The organism is Streptomyces sp. NPDC051987 (genome assembly GCF_040680735.1).
Classification (GTDB): domain Bacteria; phylum Actinomycetota; class Actinomycetes; order Streptomycetales; family Streptomycetaceae; genus Streptomyces.
On sequence record NZ_JBFAXI010000086.1, the window covers coordinates 19290 to 38367 of the forward strand.

Annotated in this window: 17 protein-coding genes and 1 pseudogene; 9 read left to right on the forward strand and 9 right to left on the reverse strand. The window is 70.5% G+C overall.

Annotated features, from left to right (window positions below; translation table 11 throughout):
* Positions 1 to 112: 112 nt before the first annotated feature.
* On the reverse strand, positions 113 to 973 hold the full coding sequence (locus AB0M11_RS32520) for a hypothetical protein (protein WP_365711718.1): 861 nt from the start codon (positions 971 to 973) through the stop codon (positions 113 to 115).
* A gap of 204 nt (positions 974 to 1177) precedes the next feature.
* On the opposite strand from AB0M11_RS32520, the gene AB0M11_RS32525 reads away from it, so the two are divergent.
* From AB0M11_RS32525 to cseC, 5 genes are all read left to right on the forward strand, one after another.
* A complete protein-coding gene (locus AB0M11_RS32525; RefSeq protein WP_365711719.1) occupies positions 1178 to 2053 on the forward strand; it encodes an A/G-specific adenine glycosylase in 876 nt (291 codons plus the stop codon).
* Between the two features lie 371 nt (positions 2054 to 2424).
* Positions 2425 to 2964 carry a SigE family RNA polymerase sigma factor gene (locus tag AB0M11_RS32530; RefSeq protein ID WP_365711720.1) on the forward strand — a complete coding sequence of 180 codons (540 nt, stop codon included), beginning with the start codon at positions 2425 to 2427 and terminating at the stop codon, positions 2962 to 2964.
* The gene (locus tag AB0M11_RS32535; protein ID WP_365711721.1) at positions 2952 to 3623 is read left to right on the forward strand and encodes a hypothetical protein; all 672 of its coding nucleotides are present in this window, start codon (positions 2952 to 2954) and stop codon (positions 3621 to 3623) included. Before AB0M11_RS32530 ends, AB0M11_RS32535 begins: the two co-directional genes overlap by 13 nt.
* A gap of 39 nt (positions 3624 to 3662) precedes the next feature.
* Entirely contained in the window at positions 3663 to 4367 is a 705-nt protein-coding gene (gene cseB / locus AB0M11_RS32540; RefSeq protein ID WP_365711722.1) for a two-component system response regulator CseB, read from the forward strand.
* Between the two features lie 11 nt (positions 4368 to 4378).
* Positions 4379 to 5731 (forward strand): two-component system sensor histidine kinase CseC, encoded by a 1353-nt coding sequence (cseC, locus tag AB0M11_RS32545; protein ID WP_365711723.1) that lies wholly within the window; start codon positions 4379 to 4381, stop codon positions 5729 to 5731.
* 202 nt (positions 5732 to 5933) lie between these two features.
* Here the strand turns inward: cseC and AB0M11_RS32550 are convergent, their stop codons facing one another.
* Positions 5934 to 7553, reverse strand: a complete 1620-nt coding sequence (locus tag AB0M11_RS32550; RefSeq protein ID WP_365711724.1) for an MDR family MFS transporter — start codon at positions 7551 to 7553, stop codon at positions 5934 to 5936.
* Between the two features lie 148 nt (positions 7554 to 7701).
* On the opposite strand from AB0M11_RS32550, the gene AB0M11_RS32555 reads away from it, so the two are divergent.
* Complete coding sequence (locus AB0M11_RS32555; protein WP_365711725.1) at positions 7702 to 8298, forward strand: TetR/AcrR family transcriptional regulator; 597 nt, start codon at positions 7702 to 7704, stop codon at positions 8296 to 8298.
* A 46-nt stretch (positions 8299 to 8344) separates the two neighbouring features.
* Here AB0M11_RS32555 and AB0M11_RS32560 read toward each other — a convergent pair.
* Positions 8345 to 8521: pseudogene (locus AB0M11_RS32560) on the reverse strand (peptidoglycan DD-metalloendopeptidase family protein); the annotation flags it as partial.
* A gap of 153 nt (positions 8522 to 8674) precedes the next feature.
* Here AB0M11_RS32560 and AB0M11_RS32565 point away from each other — a divergent pair.
* Both AB0M11_RS32565 and AB0M11_RS32570 read left to right on the forward strand, forming a co-directional pair.
* Positions 8675 to 9277, forward strand: a complete 603-nt coding sequence (locus AB0M11_RS32565) for an HAD family acid phosphatase (RefSeq protein WP_365711726.1) — start codon at positions 8675 to 8677, stop codon at positions 9275 to 9277.
* A 47-nt stretch (positions 9278 to 9324) separates the two neighbouring features.
* Entirely contained in the window at positions 9325 to 12384 is a 3060-nt protein-coding gene (locus AB0M11_RS32570) for an NACHT domain-containing protein (protein WP_365711727.1), read from the forward strand.
* Between the two features lie 60 nt (positions 12385 to 12444).
* Here the strand turns inward: AB0M11_RS32570 and AB0M11_RS32575 are convergent, their stop codons facing one another.
* A complete protein-coding gene (locus AB0M11_RS32575) occupies positions 12445 to 14970 on the reverse strand; it encodes an ATP-dependent Clp protease ATP-binding subunit (RefSeq protein WP_365711728.1) in 2526 nt (841 codons plus the stop codon).
* A gap of 429 nt (positions 14971 to 15399) precedes the next feature.
* Between AB0M11_RS32575 and AB0M11_RS32580 the strand changes: the two genes are divergently transcribed.
* Positions 15400 to 16020: an SCO3374 family protein gene (locus AB0M11_RS32580; protein ID WP_365711729.1), complete on the forward strand. Its 621-nt coding sequence runs from the start codon at positions 15400 to 15402 to the stop codon at positions 16018 to 16020.
* On the opposite strand, the gene AB0M11_RS32585 is transcribed toward AB0M11_RS32580, so the two are convergent.
* From AB0M11_RS32585 to AB0M11_RS32605, 5 genes are all read right to left on the reverse strand, one after another.
* Positions 15999 to 16334, reverse strand: a complete 336-nt coding sequence (locus tag AB0M11_RS32585) for an Lsr2 family protein (protein WP_365711730.1) — start codon at positions 16332 to 16334, stop codon at positions 15999 to 16001. The genes AB0M11_RS32580 and AB0M11_RS32585 overlap by 22 nt on opposite strands.
* Positions 16335 to 16623: 289 nt before the next feature.
* On the reverse strand, positions 16624 to 17157 hold the full coding sequence (locus tag AB0M11_RS32590) for an amino-acid N-acetyltransferase (RefSeq protein WP_365711731.1): 534 nt from the start codon (positions 17155 to 17157) through the stop codon (positions 16624 to 16626).
* Positions 17158 to 17166: 9 nt separating this feature from the next.
* Positions 17167 to 17601 carry a BlaI/MecI/CopY family transcriptional regulator gene (locus AB0M11_RS32595; RefSeq protein WP_365711732.1) on the reverse strand — a complete coding sequence of 145 codons (435 nt, stop codon included), beginning with the start codon at positions 17599 to 17601 and terminating at the stop codon, positions 17167 to 17169.
* A 148-nt stretch (positions 17602 to 17749) separates the two neighbouring features.
* Positions 17750 to 17929, reverse strand: a complete 180-nt coding sequence (locus AB0M11_RS32600) for a hypothetical protein (protein ID WP_365711733.1) — start codon at positions 17927 to 17929, stop codon at positions 17750 to 17752.
* Between the two features lie 114 nt (positions 17930 to 18043).
* Entirely contained in the window at positions 18044 to 18640 is a 597-nt protein-coding gene (locus tag AB0M11_RS32605; protein WP_365711734.1) for a hypothetical protein, read from the reverse strand.
* Positions 18641 to 19078: the final 438 nt, after the last annotated feature.

Below are 19078 nucleotides of genomic sequence, written 5' to 3' on the forward strand. Positions count from 1 at the left end.
CCCCGCGCCCCTTACGGGGCGGGCGCTCCCGCCCCGCCGCTTCGCAACCTGCCGGCGCCGGTAAGCGTCGCGACCCCCGGCGGCCACCCCGGCGGCCGTCAGTGCCCCGGCGCTAGTCCGCCGTCAGGACGAAGGAGACCTGGGCCTTGGCGTACCCCGGCGCCTCGGCTTCCAGAAGGTACGTGCCCGCCCCGGCCGAGCCCGCCGCAGGCGTCGCGCACTGGGGAGCGCTCGGCTTCCGGTCCCACTTCAGGGTGTACGTGATGCTGCTGCCGGCCGGCACCCGGTACCACCGGCTCCCCGCCGCCTTCGGGCAGTCCGCCGACGACCAGTAGCTGTCGTCCGAACTGGCCTGCGTGATGCTCAGCACCGCATTCTTCGGCCCGAGGTCGATCTTGCAGTCGCTGGACGAGGTGTTCCTCGCGGTGAGTTCGAAGGTCGGCGTCTGCTCCGGCGAGTACGAGTTGTGCAGGCTCTTCAGGGTCAACGCCACCGAGCCCGCTGTGCAGTTGGGCAGCGAGGAGGACCCCGGCAGGGAGGCGACCGTACCGCCGGAGCCCGACGTGACGTCGTCACCGCCCGAACCGGCGGAGGAACCCGCCGAGCCGGAGGAACCCGCCGAGCCGCCCGACGAACCGCCGGAACCGGCCGACGAGTCACCGCCCGCACCGCTCGAACTCCCGCCGCCGGAACCCGAACCGGCGGTCGACCCCGAACCGCCGCCGCTCGACTCGTCCCGTCCGCCGGGCGCCTGGCTGATCGCCGGCCCGCTGCCGGACGGCCCCGGCGTGATGGTGGACACGGGATTCTTGCCGTCCGGGCCGCCGGCGCTCTTCTTGCCGCCCCCGCCGTTCGACGTCACGATCCACGCGATCAGCAGCGCCAGCACGACGAGCGCCGACAGCATGAAGACCCTCCGTCGCCAGTAGATGGAGGAGGGAAGCGGCCCGACCGGATTGCGCAGAGATCCCACGGCGCAAACTGTACGAGAGATCCGTGCAGTTCCTCGCCCCACCCGCCGCCCGGACCTCAACTTTTCCGGATCATCATTTCAGCAACTCCCGCCGCCACGGCCCGCCTTCCGGCTCCGCCCGCACGGCGCGGGGCGTCAACCCCGACGCCGCCGCGAACCACGTCCACCCCAGCCGTCGCCGGACGTGGCAGGATCGGAAGGGACATGACTGAGAAGCTCCACGCCCCCGTGATCGCCTGGTTCGACGCCCATGCCCGTGACCTCCCCTGGCGCCGCCCGGAGGCGGGCCCGTGGGGGGTGATGGTCAGCGAGTTCATGCTGCAGCAGACCCCGGTGAGCCGGGTGCAGCCCGTGTACGAGCAGTGGCTGGCCCGCTGGCCGCGCCCCGCCGACCTGGCCGCCGAGGCGCCCGGCGAGGCGGTCCGCGCCTGGGGCCGGCTCGGCTACCCGCGCCGCGCCCTGCGGCTGCACGGCGCCGCCGTCGCCATAACGGAACGGCACGGCGGGGACGTTCCGACGGATCACGCGCAACTGCTGGCGCTGCCGGGCATCGGTGAGTACACCGCCGCGGCCGTCGCCTCCTTCGCGTACGGGCAGCGGCACGCCGTGCTCGACACCAACGTGCGGCGGGTGTTCGCGCGGGCGGTGAGCGGGGTGCGGTACCCGCCGAACGCCACCACCGCCGCCGAGCGCAGGCTCGCCCGCGAACTGCTGCCGTCGGACGAGAAGACCGCCGCCCGCTGGGCCGCCGCCTCGATGGAGCTGGGCGCGCTCGTCTGCACGGCGAAGAACGAGGCGTGCCAGCGGTGCCCGATCGCCGGGGAGTGTGCCTGGCTGCTGGCCGGGAAGCCGGAGCACGAGGGGCCGCCCCGGCGCGGGCAGACGTACGCCGGCACCGACCGCCAGGTGCGCGGCAAGCTGCTCGCCGTCCTGCGCGAGGCGCACACCCCCGTGCCGCAGACGGTGCTGGACCGGGTCTGGCACGAGCCGGTGCAGCGGGCCCGCGCGCTGGACGGGCTGGTCTCGGACGGACTGGTGGAGCCGCTCGCGGGCGGCCTGTACCGGCTCCCAGTGGGCTGACACCACCGCGACCCGCACACCGCGCACGCAACGACCGACGCACCCCGCCCGCACCGCAGACGCACCCCGCCCGCACCACGGACGCACGGCGCGCCCAGGGCGGACGCACAGCCGCGTCACAGCACGGGCGGCTGTGTCACAGTCCCGACCCCACGCCAAACCGCCGCACAACCGGACATAGGTCCGCCCCTCCTTACCCCGCGCCTACTTCCGTTACACAACCGACGGACAGCCGATTGCTGGCCGCAGGCTGCTCCGCACAGCCCCGTGACAACCGGTCCGTAGCTTCGTTCCTGTGCCCGCCAGGACCGCGGGACGGCAGTAACTCAGGCACAGGGCCGGGGAAAACGGGGATCGGGAGGCGGTTGATCATGGCGCAGGGCGAGGTGCTCGAATTCGAGGAGTACGTCCGCACCCGGCAGGACGCGCTGCTGCGCAGCGCCCGTCGACTGGTCCCGGACCCGACCGACGCCCAGGACCTGCTGCAGACCGCGCTGGTGCGGACGTACGGCCGCTGGGAGGGCATCGCCGACAAGAAGCTCGCGGACGCCTACCTGCGCCGGGTCATGATCAACACGCGGACCGAGTGGTGGCGGGCCCGGAAGCTGGAGGAGGTCCCGACCGAGCAGCTGCCCGACGCCTGCGTGGACGACTCCACCGAGCAGCACGCGGACCGCGCTCTCCTCATGGACATCATGAAGGTGCTGGCTCCGAAGCAGCGCAGCGTCGTGGTGCTGCGACACTGGGAACAGATGTCCACGGAGGAGACGGCCGCCGCCCTCGGCATGTCGGCCGGAACGGTCAAGAGCACGCTGCACCGGGCGCTCGCCCGGCTCCGCGAGGAGCTGGAGTCACGCGACCTCGACGCACGCGCGCTGGAGCGTGAGGAGCGGGAGCGTTGCGCGGCCTGACCGACACGGAGCCCAGCAGGGGCCCGGCGAGTGCACAGGCGGTGATCACGGCGGCGGCCGTGCTCGCCGCCCTCGCCCTTTTCGCCGCGGCCTGCGGCACCGGCGGTACCGGAGCCCGGGACGAGGGCCCGGCGCACGCCGGCTCGTCCGCGCGCGTCCCGGCCGCCGCCAAGGCCCCCTCGCCCAACCCGTCGCAGACGTACGAGAAGGTCGACGCGGTCGCCCTGGTGAAGGCCGACCCGGTGGTCTCGGCCACGGTGAAGCGGGACCTGAAGCCGTGCTCGGGCGACGAGTACCCGGTCGACGTGACGTACGGCGACCTCACCGGCGGCACCGCAGAGGACGTCGTCGTCAACGTGCTGACCTGCGGGGACGCCGTCGGGGTCGGGGCGTATGTGTACCGGCAGGTGAGCGGCGCGTACAAGAATGTCTTCAAGGCCGAGGAGTCCCCGGTCTACGCGGAGATCGACCGGGGCGACCTGAGCGTGACCAAGCAGGTGTACGAGAAGGGCGACCCGGTGTCGAGTCCCTCCGGCGAGAACGTGATCACCTACAACTGGGCCGGGGGACGCTTCGTCCAGGAGGACTTCCACCACACCGACTACGGCAACGCGGCCGGTACCGGCGACGACACGCCGGTACCGTCCGATGCCAACTGAACCCACCCCACCGACCACCGACCACCGAGAGAGCCAGGGATGGCAGACCAGACCCACGTCCTGTTCGTCGAGGACGACGACGTCATCCGCGAGGCCACCCAACTGGCCCTGGAGCGGGACGGCTTCGCGGTGACCGCCATGCCCGACGGCGTCTCCGGGCTGGAGGCCTTCCGCGCCGACCGGCCCGACATCGCCCTGCTGGACGTGATGGTCCCGGGCATGGACGGGGTGAGCCTGTGCCGGCGCATCCGGGACGAGTCGACCGTCCCGGTGATCATGCTGTCGGCGCGCGCCGACTCGATCGACGTGGTGCTGGGCCTGGAGGCGGGCGCCGACGACTACGTCACCAAGCCGTTCGACGGCGCCGTGCTGGTCGCCCGGATCCGGGCGGTGCTGCGCCGCTTCGGGCACGCCAACGGCGGCGACAGGCCGCACGGGGACGCGGTGGAGGAGACCGGCTCCATGCTCACCTTCGGCGAGCTGGAGATCGACACCGAGGGCATGGAGGTGCGCCGCGCCGGGCAGCCGGTCGCGCTCACCCCGACCGAGATGCGGCTGCTGCTCGAGTTCTCCTCGGCACCGGGGACCGTGCTCTCCCGCGACAAGCTGCTCGAACGCGTCTGGGACTACGGCTGGGGCGGGGACACCCGGGTCGTCGACGTCCATGTGCAGCGGTTGCGCACCAAGATCGGCCAGGACCGGATCGAGACGGTCCGTGGTTTCGGCTACAAGTTGAAGGCCTGAGCGAGGCGGTCATGCGGGGGTTCGTCAGCCGGTACACGGGTCCGGGACTGCGCACCGGACTCAGATGGAAGCTGAGCGCGGCCATCGCGCTCGTCGGCGCGCTGGTCGCGATCGCGCTGAGCCTGGTGGTGCACAACGCCGCCCGGGTCTCGATGCTGGACAACGCGCGCGAGCTGGCCAACGACCGGCTCCAGATCGGCCAGCGCAACTACGAGCTGTACGGGAGGGCGAACTTCCCCGACGTCAAGGTCGACGACCCCCAGCTGCCGCCGGCCCTGCGCGAGCGCGTCGACGCGGGCCGCCGGGCGACCGACGTCATCGACCACGGGCACGGGGCGCCGGACATCTGGGCGGCCGTGCAGGCCAAGGACGGGCGGGTGCTGTCCCTGCACAGCACCTTCGCCAACCGCAGCAGCAACGTGCTGAAGGACCTCGACCAGGCCCTGGTCATCGGCTCGATCGCGGTCGTCCTCGGCGGCAGCGCGCTCGGGGTGCTGATCGGCGGGCAGCTCTCGCGCCGGCTGCGCAAGGCGGCGGCCGCCGCCAACCAGGTCGCCATGGGCGAACCGGACGTGCGGGTGCGGGAGGCGATCGGCGGTGTCGTACGGGACGAGACCGACGACCTGGCACGGGCCGTGGACGCCATGGCGGACGCGTTGCAGCAGCGCCTGGAGGCCGAGCGGCGGGTGACGGCGGACATCGCGCACGAGCTGCGCACGCCGGTGACCGGTCTGCTCACCGCGGCCGAGCTGCTGCCGCCCGGCCGGCCGACCGAGCTGGTCCTGGACCGGGCGAAGGCGATGCGCACCCTCGTCGAGGACGTGCTGGAGGTGGCCCGTCTCGACAGCGCCTCGGAGCGGGCCGAGCTGCAGGACATCATGCTGGGCGAGTTCGTCGTCCGGCGGGTGGCCGCGAAGGACCCGGAGATCGAGGTCCGGGTGGTGCACGAGTCGGAGGTGACCACCGATCCGCGCCGGCTGGAGCGGGTGCTGTTCAACCTGCTCGCCAACGCGGCCCGGCACGGCAGGCCGCCGATCGAGGTGACCGTCGAGGGCCGGGTCATCCGGGTCCGCGACCACGGCCCCGGCTTCCCGGAGAAACTCCTCGCCGAGGGGCCGAGCCGCTTCCGCACCGGCAGCGAGGACCGGGCCGGCCAGGGCCACGGCCTGGGCCTGACCATCGCGGCGGGCCAGGCACGCGTCCTGGGCGCCCGCCTGACCTTCCGTAACATCCGCCCCGCGGGCGCGCCCGAGCACATCGGGGCGGAGGGCGCGGTGGCCGTCCTGTGGCTCCCGGAACACGCCCCGACGGCGACGGGCAGCTACCCGGTACTGCCGGGCCCCGCCCAGGCGGGGAAACGGTGAGCCGGTGATCAGGCGGCCGGGTGAGCCGGTGAGCCGCGAAGGCTGAGGGAGCCTGGGCCCGGCATGCCGAAGCGGGAGTCCCGGGGGCGGGGGCATGCCGAAGCGGGAGTCCCGGGGGCGGTGCTCCCCGGGACTCCCGCTTCGTGATCAACCGATGTGAGGCAGCCTCGGTGTCAGGCAGGTCAGCCGGCCTCGGCCGGCGTCAGACGGCCTCCACCACCGGCATCGGCGCCGCCTCGTCGGACTCGCCCGGCTTCTGCGGACCGCCCCGCAGCGGGACCTCCTTGACGAAGACGGCCGCCACCAGCACCAGTACGGCGATCACGGAGCCGAGCAGGAACGCGGAGTGGGTACCGGCCGACACCGCGTGCTGGTACGCCTCGCGCGCCGCCGCCGGCAGCTTCGCCAGGCTCTTGGCGTCCAGCTGTGCCGACTGCTCGGTGACCTTGGAGCCCAGGGCGCCGGCGCGCTCGGCCATGACGTCCTTGACCCGGTTGTTGAAGAGCGCGCCCATGATGGCGACGCCGAAGGAGGAGCCGAGCGTACGGAACAGGGTGGTGGAGGAGGACGCGACGCCCATGTCCTTCATCTCCACGCTGTTCTGCGCGACCAGCATGGTGATCTGCATCAGGCAGCCCATGCCGAGGCCGACGACGGCCATGTACACACCGGAGGTGAACCGGGTGGTGTCGGTGTCCATGGTGGACAGCAGGTACAGGCCGACGGTGAGCAGCACGCCGCCCGCGAGCGGGAAGATCTTGTAGCGGCCGGTGCTGGTGGTGACCCGCCCGGCGACCATCGAGGTCACCAGCATCGCGCCGAGCATCGGGAGCAGCAGCAGACCGGAGTTGGTCGCGGAGGCGCCCTGCACGGACTGCTGGTACAGCGGCAGGAACAGGGTGGCGCCGAACATCACGAAGCCCACGATGAAGCCGATGATCGACATCAGGGTGAAGTTGCGGCTGCGGAAGATGTGCAGCGGCAGGACCGGCTCGGCGGCCTTGGTCTGCCAGAAGACGAAGCCGATCAGCGCGACGACGCCGATGGCGATCAGTTCCATGATCCGCGCGGACGTCCAGGCGTACTGGGAGCCGCCCCAGGTGGTGACCAGCACGATCGAGGTGATGCCGAGGGTCAGCAGCGCGGCGCCCAGGTAGTCGATGCGCGTCTTGTTCCGCTTCTTCGGCAGGTGCAGTACGGCACTGATGGCGGCCAGCGCGACGACGCCGAGCGGCAGGTTGATGTAGAAGGCCCAGCGCCAGCCCCAGTTGTCGGTGATGGTGCCGCCGACCAGCGGGCCGCCGATCATGGCGAGCGCCATGACGCCGGCCATCATGCCCTGGTACTTGCCGCGCTCGCGGGGCGGCACGAGGTCGCCGATGATCGCCATGACGCCGACCATCAGACCGCCGGCGCCGAGGCCCTGAATGGCCCGGAACCCGATCAGCTGGCCCATGTCCTGGGCCATGCCGCTGAGCGCGGAGCCGACCAGGAAGATGACTATGGAGGTCATGAAGGCGCCCTTGCGCCCGTACATGTCACCGAGCTTGCCCCAGAGCGGGGTGGCCGCCGCGGTCGCGAGCGTGTACGCGGTCACGACCCACGACAGGTGTTCGAGACCGCCCAGCTCGCCCACGATCGTCGGCATCGCCGTGCCCACGATCATGTTGTCGAGCATCGCGAGCATCATCGCGACCATGAGCGCGAGCATCACGACCCGTACGCTCTTCGGCTCCTTCGCCGGCTTTTCCGCCGGCTGCTCGGCCGCTTCCGCAGTTCCCGGAGTCTCCTGGCCGGTCTCGGCCGCCTGAGTGTCCGCCATCTCTCCCACTCCCCCTGGCGACAGGTACTTACTTGCCGCCCGGCTAGTTCACTACACTGGGAAGTTAGACCCGTTGCTAGCCGGGCGTCAAGTAAGTTTACTAGCCGGGCGGCAAGCAAGTGTCCGCGGGAATGCGAGGAGTAAGAGGATGAGCGTCACCATGGACGGCACCAAGCAGCAGCGCCGCGGAAACACCCGCCAGCGCATCCAGGACGTGGCGCTGGAACTCTTCGCCGAGCAGGGCTACGAGAAGACCTCCCTGCGGGAGATCGCCGAGCGCCTCGACGTGACCAAGGCGGCCCTGTACTACCACTTCAAGACCAAGGAAGAGATCCTGGTCAGCGTCTTCGAGGACCTGATCCGGCCGATCGAGGACCTGATCGAGTGGGGCAAGGGCCAGCCGCACACCCTGGAGACCAAGCAGGAGATCGTCCGGCGCTACCACCAGGCGCTCACCGACGCCGAACCCCTGTTCCGGTTCATGCAGGAGAACCAGGCGACGGTCCGGGAGTTGCGGATCGGCGACATCTTCAAGGACAAGATGCGCGGCCTGCGGAACATCATCATCGACCCGGACGCGGCCCTGACGGACCAGATCCGCTGCATCAGCGCCCTGTTCACCCTGCACGCCGGCATGTTCGTCATGCAGGACGTGGAAGGCGACCCCCGGACGAAGCGCGAGGCCGTCCTGGAGGTCGCCGTGGACCTGGTGACCCAGGCCCACCGGGCTTCGCACCCCGTCTAGGGCGAGGCGTCAGGTGTGTCGCCCGACGCGCGGGGCGGCGGCCCCCCTAGAGGATCACGCCCTGTGCACGCAGGAAGGTGACGGGGTCGATCGCGGAGCCGTAGTCCGGCGTCGTGCGGATCTCGAAGTGCAGGTGCGGCCCGGTGGAGTTGCCGGTGTTGCCGGAGAGGCCCATGCGCCGGCCGGTCCGGACGACCTGGCCAGGCCCGACGTCGACGCGGGAGGGGCCCGCCGCCTTCCGGGCCCGGCGCCGCGGAATCCCGTGCACACCTCTAGCCCCCTACCCGCCGGTAACCCTACGGTTCCCCTCACGCCACCTGGCCCGCTCATCATGCCCCTGACATAGCAAGAGTGACGTGAGAGGACACCCGCCCCGATGACCACAGGCACCTGGATCCGCCGCATGTCCGTCACCGCCGTATCCATGGCCGCGTTCGCCGGACTGGCCGCACCGGCCCAGGCCGCGACGGAGAGCAGCTCCACCACGGTCGACTACGCCACCTGGCAGCAGGACTGCCAGACCGTGATGGACCAGGCCCTGCCCTACCTGAAGCAGCGCATCGCCGACGCACAGCCGGGCGAGAAGCAGGCGATCGTCTTCGACATCGACAACACCACGCTGGAGACCGACTTCGGCTTCAGCTACCCCCAGCCGGCCAACAAGCCGGTCCTGAACGTGGCCAGGTACGCCCAGGAGCACGGCGTCTCGCTGTTCTTCGTCACCGCCCGCCCCGGGATCATCTACCTGCCCACCGAGTACAACCTCGAACACGACGGCTACCAGGTCTCCGGCCTCTACGTCCGCGGCTTCCTCGACCTCTTCAAGGACGTCGCCGCCTACAAGACCGCCCAGCGCGTCGACATCGAGAACAAGGGCTACGACATCATCGCGAACATCGGCAACAGCGCCTCCGACCTCTCGGGCGGCCACGCCGACCAGACGTTCAAGCTGCCGGACTACAACGGCCAGTTGTCGTAGTCCGCCGCTAGGCTCCATCCGTTCGCAACGACGTACGGGGGTGGCGGATGGAGCCGGCGGTACTGGGCGGCAAGCTGGCGTCGAGCCTGGTCAGCCAGCTGGTGAAGAAGCTGTTCGTGGCGGACGCACCGGGTGCGGGACTGGTCGACAGGCCGGTGCGGCTGAAGGACCTGGTGTCCTTCCGGGGCGAGAAGCGGGTGCTGGTCGAGAAGGACGTGCACAAGCTCGCCGATCATCTGGTCCAGCAGGCGGTCGACTCGCCCGGTGAGCCGCCCTTCCGGGCCACGGAACAGATCGCGGTCGCCGACGCGCTGGCCCGCAGACTGCTCGCCCTCGGCGATCTCGACATGGACGACGTCCAGGCCGTACAGCTGGGCCACTGCGCACTGGCCGCGAAGCTGACGCACGCGGGACCCGCACCCGACGGCCTCTCCTCCGACGCCTGCTGCTTCCTGGACTCCGCAACGGAGTGGGCCTGCCTGCAGATCCTGGAGTTCTTCACCCGCCGCTCCACCTTTGTCGCCCGCACCCTCGTGGAAGAAGCACGGGCCCTGGCAGAACTCAGGGTCAGAGTCGATGAGCTGCTCGCCCGCTCACCGCGCCCCGACGCCCACGACACCGCCTTCGAACGCCGTTACCGCTCCTACGTCGCCGACCGCCACAACCACATCACCATCTACGGCATCGACCTGCGGGACTCCCCCGACCGGTGGCCGCTCGAAGTGGCCTATCTGAGCCTGGAGGCGACGGCCACCGAGGATCGTCCCGTCCCCGAGGACGGTTCCGATCCGGCCCCTGTCACCCTCCAGCTCCCCGCCGACGGAGCCCTCCGCGCCCAGGACCGGGTCCTGCTGCGCGGCGACGCGGGCTCGGGCAAGACGACACTGGTCCAGTGGCTGGCGGTGACGGCGGCCCGCGAGGGCACGCACATCCCGTACGTCCTCCCGCTGCGCACGCTGATCCGTGCCGCCGGTGCCTTTCCCGCGCCCGCCGCCTTCCTGACCGCCGTCGGCTGCCCGCTGTCCGCCCCGGAGGGCTGGACGGAGCGCGTCCTGTCGGCGGGCCGCGGCCTGATCCTCGTCGACGGTCTGGACGAGATCCCCGAGGCCGACCGCAACCGCGCCCGTGACTGGCTCCGCTCCCTCATCCACGCCTTCCCCGGCAACCGCTGGCTGCTGACCTCCCGCCCCACCGCGGTCCGCTCCGCCTGGCTCGCTTCCGAGGGCTTCGGCGAACTGACCCTGGCCCCCATGCGCCGCGCGGATGTCGCGACGTTCGTGCAACGCTGGCACAGGGCGGCCCAGGCACCGCAGTTCGAGGGCCCGCTCCTCGACTCCCTGCGCACCAAACGCGACCTGGCCCGCCTCGCCACCAACCCCCTGATGTGCGGTCTGATCTGCGCCCTGCACCGGGAGCGGCGCGGCTATCTCCCCACCGGCCGCAAGGAGTTGTACGACGCCGCCCTGGCAATGCTGCTCGCCCGCCGGGACCGGGAGCGGGGCCTGGGAACGGTGGACGAAGCGGAACTGGGCGAGGAGGCCCGGCTGGAGATCCTCCAGCGCCTGGCCTACGCGTTGGTGCTGAGCGGTCGCACCGAGATGGAGGTGGAGACGGCCGAGGGCATCGTGGAGCGCTGCCTGCCGTCGATCGCGCTGCCGGAACGCCGTGCCGACGCACCGACCGTGCTCCGCACCCTGCTTCTGCGCAGTGGCCTGGTCCGTCAACCGGCCGCCGGTGTCATGGACTTCGTCCACCGCACCTTCCAGGACTACCTGGGCGCCCGGTACGCGGTGGCGGAGGGGCACCTGGACGTCCTCGCTAGCCATGCGAACGACACGCAGTGGGAGGACGTGATCCGGATGGCGATGGCCCATGCCAGGCCCAGCGAACGGGCCTGGCTGCTGCGCCAGCTGCTGGCCGGCGACAAGCCGCGGCTGACCCTGCTGGCACTGGCCTGTCTGGAGCATGCGACCGCACTGGATCCGGAGGTACGGGCGGAGGTGGAGTCACGGGCCGCCGCACTGATTCCACCGCGGACGAAGGACGACGCGAAGCTCCTGGCCGAGGCGGGGCCTCTGGTGCTGGAACTGCTACCGGGACCGCAGGCGCTGAGCGCCGAGGAGGCCCGGGGGGTCACGGTGACGGCGTCGCTGCTGGGTACGGAGGACCCGACGGGAGCACTGGGGGTGCTCCGGCGGTACCGGGACCATCAGGACCTCGATGTGCGCAGGCAGTTGGCCGGCACCTGGAGCCGGTTCGACACCGGGGAGTACGCGAGGGAGGTGCTGGACCACCTTCCACGGACGGACCTCTTCCTCCGCGGCGAGTCGCCCGCGGAGCTGAGGGCACTGGCCCACATGCGCCCCTGGCCGGAACTCTCCGTCGCGGGTCCGCACCAGATCCCCGACGTCCTGGCCGCGGTGCCGGCGCCCGGCCTCGTGACATCGCTCAGTCTGTCGGACAACCCCTTTCTCACCGACCTCGGGGTGCTGACGCCCTTCGGCTCGCTCAACCGGCTGTGGATCGATGACTGCCCGGCAGCCACCGGCCTGGAACGACTGGCCGAACTGCCGCTCTCGCTGCTTGGCTGCGGCGGCGTCGCCGACCTGACCGGGATGCGGTTCCTGCGGTCACTGACCAGGATCACCCTGAGCCAGGAGCTCCCGGGCACCGATCTCAGCGAAACCCTGCCGCCGGAGGCGGCCTTGGAGTTCCTCTTCCTCGGCGCGCACAGCACGGACAACACGGGGTTGCGCGGACTCCAGCACTGGACCACGTTGCACACGCTCAGCCTCGGGCCGCTGACCACGGAGCTGACGGTCGCCGACTGGCGGCGGGTCACCGAGCTGCCGGAGCTGACTCGCCTCTATCTGAACGCGAGGATCATCCAGGACTTCCCCCACTCCATCGAGCTGATGCCCGAACTGCCGGGGGTCGAGGAGCTGCGGATCACGTCGATGCACGGTGCCGAGGACCTCGCTCCGCTGGTGCCCCGGCTGCCCGGACTGCGTTCGCTGACCCTGACCAACCGGTCGGGACACACCTTCCCGGTCTCCCGCTTCACAGGGATCTTCCCCGGCGTGGAGCCGCGCCTGGAGTCGCGCTGACAGGCGAGGGGCCGGTGCTTCGGAAAGCACCGGCCCCTCGTCTCGGCTCACCCCGGAGGGCTACGCCTCCTTGCTCAGGTTCGGCCCGGCTCCGCCGGCGGCCTGTTCGATCGGCGGGACGTCGGGGAGGGCCGACTTCTCCTCGCCGCGGAAGGTGAAGGTCGCGGTGTCGCCCTCGCCCTCCGTGTCGACGACCACGATGTGACCGGGGCGCAGCTCGCCGAAGAGGATCTTCTCCGAGAGCGTGTCCTCGATCTCGCGCTGGATCGTGCGACGCAGCGGCCGCGCGCCCAGCACCGGGTCGTAGCCCTTCTTGGACAGCAGTTCCTTGGCGGACTGGGAGAGCTCGATGCCCATGTCCCGGTCCTTCAGGCGCTCGTCCACCTTGCTGATCATCAGGTCGACGATCCGCAGGATGTCCTCCTGCGTCAGCTGCGGGAAGACGACCACGTCGTCGACACGGTTGAGGAACTCGGGCCGGAAGTGCTGCTTGAGCTCGTCCTGGACCTTGTTCTTCATGCGCTCGTAGTTGGTCTTCGTGTCACCCGAGGCCGCGAAGCCCAGGTTGAAGCCCTTGGAGATGTCCCGGGTGCCGAGGTTGGTCGTCATGATGATGACCGTGTTCTTGAAGTCCACGACCCGGCCCTGGGAGTCGGTCAGGCGACCGTCCTCCAGGATCTGCAGCAGGCTGTTGAAGATGTCCGGGTGGGCCTTCTCCACCTCGTCGAAGAGGACGACGGAGAACGGCTTGCGGCGGACCTTCTCGGTCAGCTGGCCGCCCTCCTCGTAGCCCACGTAGCCGGGGGGCGAACCGAAGAGACGCGACACCGTGTGCTTCTCGCTGAACTCCGACATGTCGAGGGAGATCAGCGCGTCCTCGTCACCGAAGAGGAACTCGGCGAGGGCCTTGGACAGCTCGGTCTTACCGACACCGGACGGGCCGGCGAAGATGAACGAACCACCGGGGCGCTTCGGGTCCTTCAGACCGGCACGCGTACGGCGGATCGCCTTCGACAGCGCCTTGACCGCGTCGACCTGGCCGATGACCCGCTTGTGGAGCTCGTCCTCCATGCGCAGCAGACGCGAGGACTCCTCCTCGGTGAGCTTGAAGACCGGGATGCCCGTGGCCGTGGCCAGCACCTCGGCGATCAGCTCGCCGTCGACCTCGGCGACGACGTCCATGTCGCCGGCCTTCCACTCCTTCTCCCGCTTGGCCTTGGCGGCCAGGAGCTGCTTCTCCTTGTCGCGGAGGGAGGCGGCCTTCTCGAAGTCCTGCGAGTCGATCGCGGACTCCTTGTCCCGGCGGACGGCGGCGATCTTCTCGTCGAACTCGCGCAGGTCCGGCGGCGCGGTCATCCGGCGGATGCGCATCCGGGAACCGGCCTCGTCGATCAGGTCGATCGCCTTGTCCGGCAGGAAGCGGTCCGAGATGTAGCGATCGGCCAGGGTGGCGGCCTGGACCAGCGCCTCGTCCGTGATGGAGACCCGGTGGTGGGCCTCGTACCGGTCACGCAGACCCTTGAGGATCTCGATCGTGTGCGGCAGGGACGGCTCGGCGACCTGGATGGGCTGGAAGCGGCGCTCCAGGGCCGCGTCCTTCTCCAGGTGCTTGCGGTACTCGTCCAGGGTGGTGGCACCGATGGTCTGCAGCTCACCGCGGGCCAGCATCGGCTTCAGGATCGAGGCCGCGTCGATGGCGCCCTCGGCGGCACCCGCACCGACCAGCGTGTGCAGCTCGTCGATGAACAGGATGATGTCGCCGCGGGTGCGGATCTCCTTGAGCACCTTCTTCAGGCGCTCCTCGAAGTCACCGCGGTAGCGGGAGCCGGCGACCAGGGCGCCGAGGTCCAGGGTGTAGAGGTGCTTGTCCTTGAGGGTCTCGGGCACCTCGCCCTTGACGATGGCCTGGGCGAGGCCCTCGACGACGGCGGTCTTGCCGACGCCGGGCTCACCGATCAGGACCGGGTTGTTCTTGGTACGGCGGGACAGCACCTGCATGACCCGCTCGATCTCCTTCTCGCGCCCGATGACCGGGTCGAGCTTGGACTCACGGGCGGCCTGGGTGAGGTTCCGGCCGAACTGGTCGAGGACCAGGGACGTCGAGGGGGTGCCCTCGGCAGGGCCGCCGGCGGTGGCGGTCTCCTTGCCCTGGTAGCCGGAGAGCAGCTGGATGACCTGCTGCCGCACCCGGTTGAGATCGGCGCCCAGCTTGACCAGGACCTGGGCGGCGACGCCCTCGCCCTCACGGATCAGGCCGAGCAGGATGTGCTCCGTGCCGATGTAGTTGTGGCCCAGCTGAAGGGCCTCGCGGAGCGACAGCTCCAGGACCTTCTTGGCACGGGGGGTGAAGGGGATGTGCCCGGACGGGGCCTGCTGGCCCTGGCCGATGATCTCCTCGACCTGCTGACGGACCGCCTCAAGCGAAATGCCGAGGCTCTCCAGGGCCTTTGCGGCGACACCCTCACCCTCGTGGATCAGGCCCAGGAGGATGTGCTCGGTGCCGATGTAGTTGTGGTTGAGCATCCGGGCTTCTTCCTGAGCCAGGACGACAACCCGCCGCGCGCGGTCGGTGAACCTCTCGAACATCGTTAATCGCTCCTCAGAGCGGTCAGGCAGTGGGGGGAACTTCCCCTCCCTGTCCTTCCGCAGCTTAGTCCCGCAAGCGGGGACCGCTCATTCCAACTGCCGACACCGTCGATGGCCTCCTGACCCCGAACGCCGACATCTGCTCCAACCCGATGGTGCGAGACGATGTTCCCGCAGGCCAGGCAGTTACCCCTTCCGTCAGTACGCCGATGGCGAACGTGAGACGGCCTCGCCTGCGTGTCGCCCCCTCCCACTAGGGATGTCTTACCCTCAGCGACGGACAGTCCATGCCGCGGCCCCCTGATCCCTCCGCTATGGGCGAACAACCTTGCGTCTCTCCGGACCGCCGCGGATCCCTTCTTCTGGCACCCTGCGCGGTCACACGCACACGAAGCGTAACCCGTACGGTCTCGGCACGGTTGACCCGGCATGGCTGGCACATCGCCTCTGACCGCTTCCACGGTCCCTCACCCCCGTCGTCCGCTCCACTCGGGCGCCCCGCGGCCGGACCGGCTGCGGGACTGGTACGAGAACGATCTGGGGTGGGCGACGGTGCCCGAGGCGCCCGGACAGCCGGTACGGCTGGTGACGGGCGTGCGGTTCGACGTGCTGGAGGTGCCGGCGGGGGCGGGAGTGCGGGCGCTCAGGCATCTGGCGCCGGGCTCTCCGGTGGCGCTCCAGGGCGGCCGGATGCGGCTGCTGGTGGCCGCGGGCGGCGCGGAGGAGCTGCCGGGGCTGCTGGACTGGCTGGAGTGGGGCCCGGCGGCCCTGGACCTCGATCTGCGGGCGCTGGGCGCCGGGGGCGCGATGGACGCGCCGGCCCGGCCGGGTCCGGGCAGGCCCGTACAGGGGGCCGCCGCCTGGTTGCGGCCCCCCGAGTCGGGGTGCGAGGTCGAGGCCTCGCTGCCGACGCTGTCGGCCATGGGGGGCGTCAAGGGCGCCCCCGATCTCGCTCGGCTGGTGGACACGATGGCCACGGAGTGCCACCGCGTCCGGCTGCGGCGCGCGGAACACGGGCCACGGGACAATCAGGCGTTGGCGTCCTCGTAGGCCTGGCGAATCGTCGCGGGAACCCGGCCGCGGTCGTTGACCTCGTAACCGTTCTCCTTGGCCCACGCGCGAATCTGCGCGGTGTCCTGGCTGCCGCCGGAAGCCGCACGGGTCTTTCCGCGTCCGCCCGAAGCGCGGCCACCGGTACGCCGACCGCCCTTGACATAGGGGTCGAGAAGGCCGCGCAGCTTGTCCGCATTGGCGGTCGTGAGATCGATCTCGTACGTCTTGCCGTCCAGCGCGAACGTCACGGTCTCGTCCGCCTCGCCGCCGTCGAGGTCGTCGACAAGAAGGACCTGAACCTTCTGTGCCACCGGTTTTCCTTTCATCGATAACTTCAGGGCCGGGGGTCTGCGGCGTCCGCCGTTTCGCCGCCCCCTGTTATATGCAGTACTGCAGTACGTCGGAAAGCAAACCGCTTTTGCGGGAAAAACACAAACCCCTGGGAGAGGCCGAGGGGCCCGCTCCCGCCCGGAAACGTGCGCGTTTCGGACATAGGCCACCCGGGCAAGGCTGGTTGCCCGTAATAGCGGGCCGATCTCCCGCTCATCTCTGCCCCGACGGCCCTTGTCGAACCTTGTCCGCCACGATCCCTCTCGGCGATCACAGATGCAGAAGCATCCGGCTGTTGCCCAAGGTGTTCGGTTTCACTCGTTCGAGTCCGAGGAACTCCGCGACGCCCTCGTCATAGGAACGCAACAGCTCCGCGTAGACATCGGTGTCCACGGGCGTCTCGCCGATCTCCACGAAGCCGTGCTTCCCGAAGAACTCGACTTCGAAGGTCAGACAGAAAACGCGGCGAACACCGAGCCAGCGCGCGGTCTCCAGCAACTTCTCCAGCAACTGATGACCGACGCCGGCCCCCTTGAGGCTCCGGTTCACCGCGAGAGTGCGTACTTCCGCGAGGTCTTCCCACATCACGTGCAGCGCGCCGCAGCCGACGACCTCGGCGTTGTCGTCGCGTTCGGCGACCCAGAACTCCTGGATGTCCTCGTAAAGCGTCACCGTGGCTTTGTCGAGCAGGATGCGGTCGCGAACGTACGCGTCGAGGAGGCGGCGCACGGCCGGGACATCGCCGGTCCGGGCCCGCCGGACGGTGACGGCTTTTGCGGTGACTTCGGGGCGCATCGCTGACATGAGCGGACGCTATCGCCCCTCGGCGTCCGCCACGGAGCCGGGGTTCTCCCCTTGCGGGGCCTCCCGGTCTTCCCTCTCCCTATCCGGCCCCTGGACGATGCGCACGGCGTCCCGCAGGGCCTGTCGCTGTTCGTCGCTCATCATCCCGAAGAAGGCCACGAGCGCGGCGGCCGGGTTGTCGCTCTGCGACCAGGCGTCGTTCATCAGGGCGGCGGCGTAGGCGGCCCGGGTGGAGACGGCCTCATATCGATAGGCGCGCCCTTCGGCCTCCCGCCGTACCCAGCCCTTCTGATGGAGATTGTCCAAAACGGTCATCACCGTGGTGTAGGCGATGGACCGTTCCTGCTGAAGGTCTTCCAGGACTTCCCGAACGGTCACCGGGCGGTTCCACTTCCACACCCGCGTCATGACCGCGTCTTCGAGTTCTCCCAATGGGCGAGGCACAGCTCAGACAATAGTGGGAGATCCGGTCAATGGCGTGCCGGACGTGCACTTTCACCGGCAAACGCGAACAAAAAGGGCGCACGCCTCGGAAAGCGGGGCGGGAGCGTGGCGCCCGGTACGCCGTACGCCCGGGAGGGCGCGGCGTGGCTCAGACGCCGTCGGCCTTGGTGGCGGCGGCCCGGCGGGCACCCTCGGCGAGGGCGGCGTCGACGGCGGCGTCCTCCTTGGCCTTGGCGGCGCCGCCCTGGGTCTTCACGATCACCCGGACCAGACCGATGAAGAAGGCGGCCATGACGACCGAGGGCAGGAGCGCGGAGACGTAGTCCATGGGTCCAGGGTAGCCAGGGTGCACCGGGCGAAAGGGGCGGGGTGGGCGAACGGGGTGGGCGAACCGCTCCCCGCTCCCGTCCCCCGTCCCCCGTCCTCCGCCGACGCCTCTTCCTCAGCCCGCGACGAGTTGCCGCGGAGGGCCGGACGGCGGCGAGGCCGGGCGGCGGCGGGGGAAGACCTCGCCCGGGGTGGGAATCGGCCGCTTCGGCAGGGTGGGCTCGGGAGTCGCGGGCCGCGGGGCGGGCCGTTCGGCGGGCTTCTCCTTGGGCTTCTTCTCCGACTCCTTGGCCACACCGCCCGGCAGGGCCGTCAATCGGGCCCTGGAGGCCGGTACGGCCCCGGGGGCGAGCCGGGCCCGCACATCGCGCTCGGCGAGGTCCTGGCAGCGGCCGAGCAGGGCGGCGGCAACGGCGTTCCCCCGCAGTGCCCGCAGCGCGGCGAGGTCATCCGGAACGGGCCGGTACCCGGCGCCCAGCGCCTCCTCCAGGAGCGCGAGGTAACCGGCGACGGCCCCCGGCAGCGCGGCACGGTACCGGGCCAGATCCGCCACCAGGAAGGCACGCAGCCGGGCCCCCTCGCACAACGCCTCGTCGAGCGACTCGGCGAGCCGATGACAGTCCTTGACGTCCTCGGCGGAGACGGGGCCGGGGTGAAGGGCGAGGGCGAGAGCACGGCGGAGCACACGCAGCTCCTCCGCACCGAACGCCATGCCGCCGCGGGATCCGTAGGGCGTGGGCATGAACCGAAGATACGCGTAAATCAGACAAACCCGACACAACAAACCCACGCGCCACACCACCGCCACCCACCTGGCCGCCGCCACCACCCGAGGGCACCACACCTCACCCCCGTCCCACCCCCTCCGCCACCTGAGCACGAAGGCCCCGCCGACACCCCCCCGTTCCAGCCCGTCCGGCGCCTCAGCTCGAAGGCCCCGCCAACACCCCGTCCCAACCCCTCCGCCGCCCGAGCCCGAAAGCCCCGCCGACACCCCCCGTTCCAACCCTCCGCCACCTGAGCACGAAGGCCCCGCCGGCACCCCGTTCCAGCCCCTCCGACGCCCGAGCACGAAGGGCCCGCCGGCACCCGTTCCAGCCCGTCCGGCGTTTGAGGACGAGGCCGCAGGCCGATGCGGGGGGCCGGGGGC

Coding starts and splice junctions, on each gene's coding strand:
- AB0M11_RS32525 (WP_365711719.1), top strand. CDS start 1,178: ATGACTGAGAAGCTCCACGCCCCCGTGATCGCCTGGTTCGACGCCCAT.
- AB0M11_RS32530 (WP_365711720.1), top strand. CDS start 2,425: ATGGCGCAGGGCGAGGTGCTCGAATTCGAGGAGTACGTCCGCACCCGG.
- cseB (WP_365711722.1), top strand. CDS start 3,663: ATGGCAGACCAGACCCACGTCCTGTTCGTCGAGGACGACGACGTCATC.
- cseC (WP_365711723.1), top strand. CDS start 4,379: ATGCGGGGGTTCGTCAGCCGGTACACGGGTCCGGGACTGCGCACCGGA.
- AB0M11_RS32550 (WP_365711724.1), bottom strand. CDS start 7,553: ATGGCGGACACTCAGGCGGCCGAGACCGGCCAGGAGACTCCGGGAACT.
- AB0M11_RS32555 (WP_365711725.1), top strand. CDS start 7,702: ATGAGCGTCACCATGGACGGCACCAAGCAGCAGCGCCGCGGAAACACC.
- AB0M11_RS32565 (WP_365711726.1), top strand. CDS start 8,675: ATGACCACAGGCACCTGGATCCGCCGCATGTCCGTCACCGCCGTATCC.
- AB0M11_RS32570 (WP_365711727.1), top strand. CDS start 9,325: ATGGAGCCGGCGGTACTGGGCGGCAAGCTGGCGTCGAGCCTGGTCAGC.
- AB0M11_RS32575 (WP_365711728.1), bottom strand. CDS start 14,970: ATGTTCGAGAGGTTCACCGACCGCGCGCGGCGGGTTGTCGTCCTGGCT.
- AB0M11_RS32580 (WP_365711729.1), top strand. CDS start 15,400: ATGGCTGGCACATCGCCTCTGACCGCTTCCACGGTCCCTCACCCCCGT.
- AB0M11_RS32590 (WP_365711731.1), bottom strand. CDS start 17,157: ATGTCAGCGATGCGCCCCGAAGTCACCGCAAAAGCCGTCACCGTCCGG.
- AB0M11_RS32600 (WP_365711733.1), bottom strand. CDS start 17,929: ATGGACTACGTCTCCGCGCTCCTGCCCTCGGTCGTCATGGCCGCCTTC.
- AB0M11_RS32605 (WP_365711734.1), bottom strand. CDS start 18,640: ATGGCGTTCGGTGCGGAGGAGCTGCGTGTGCTCCGCCGTGCTCTCGCC.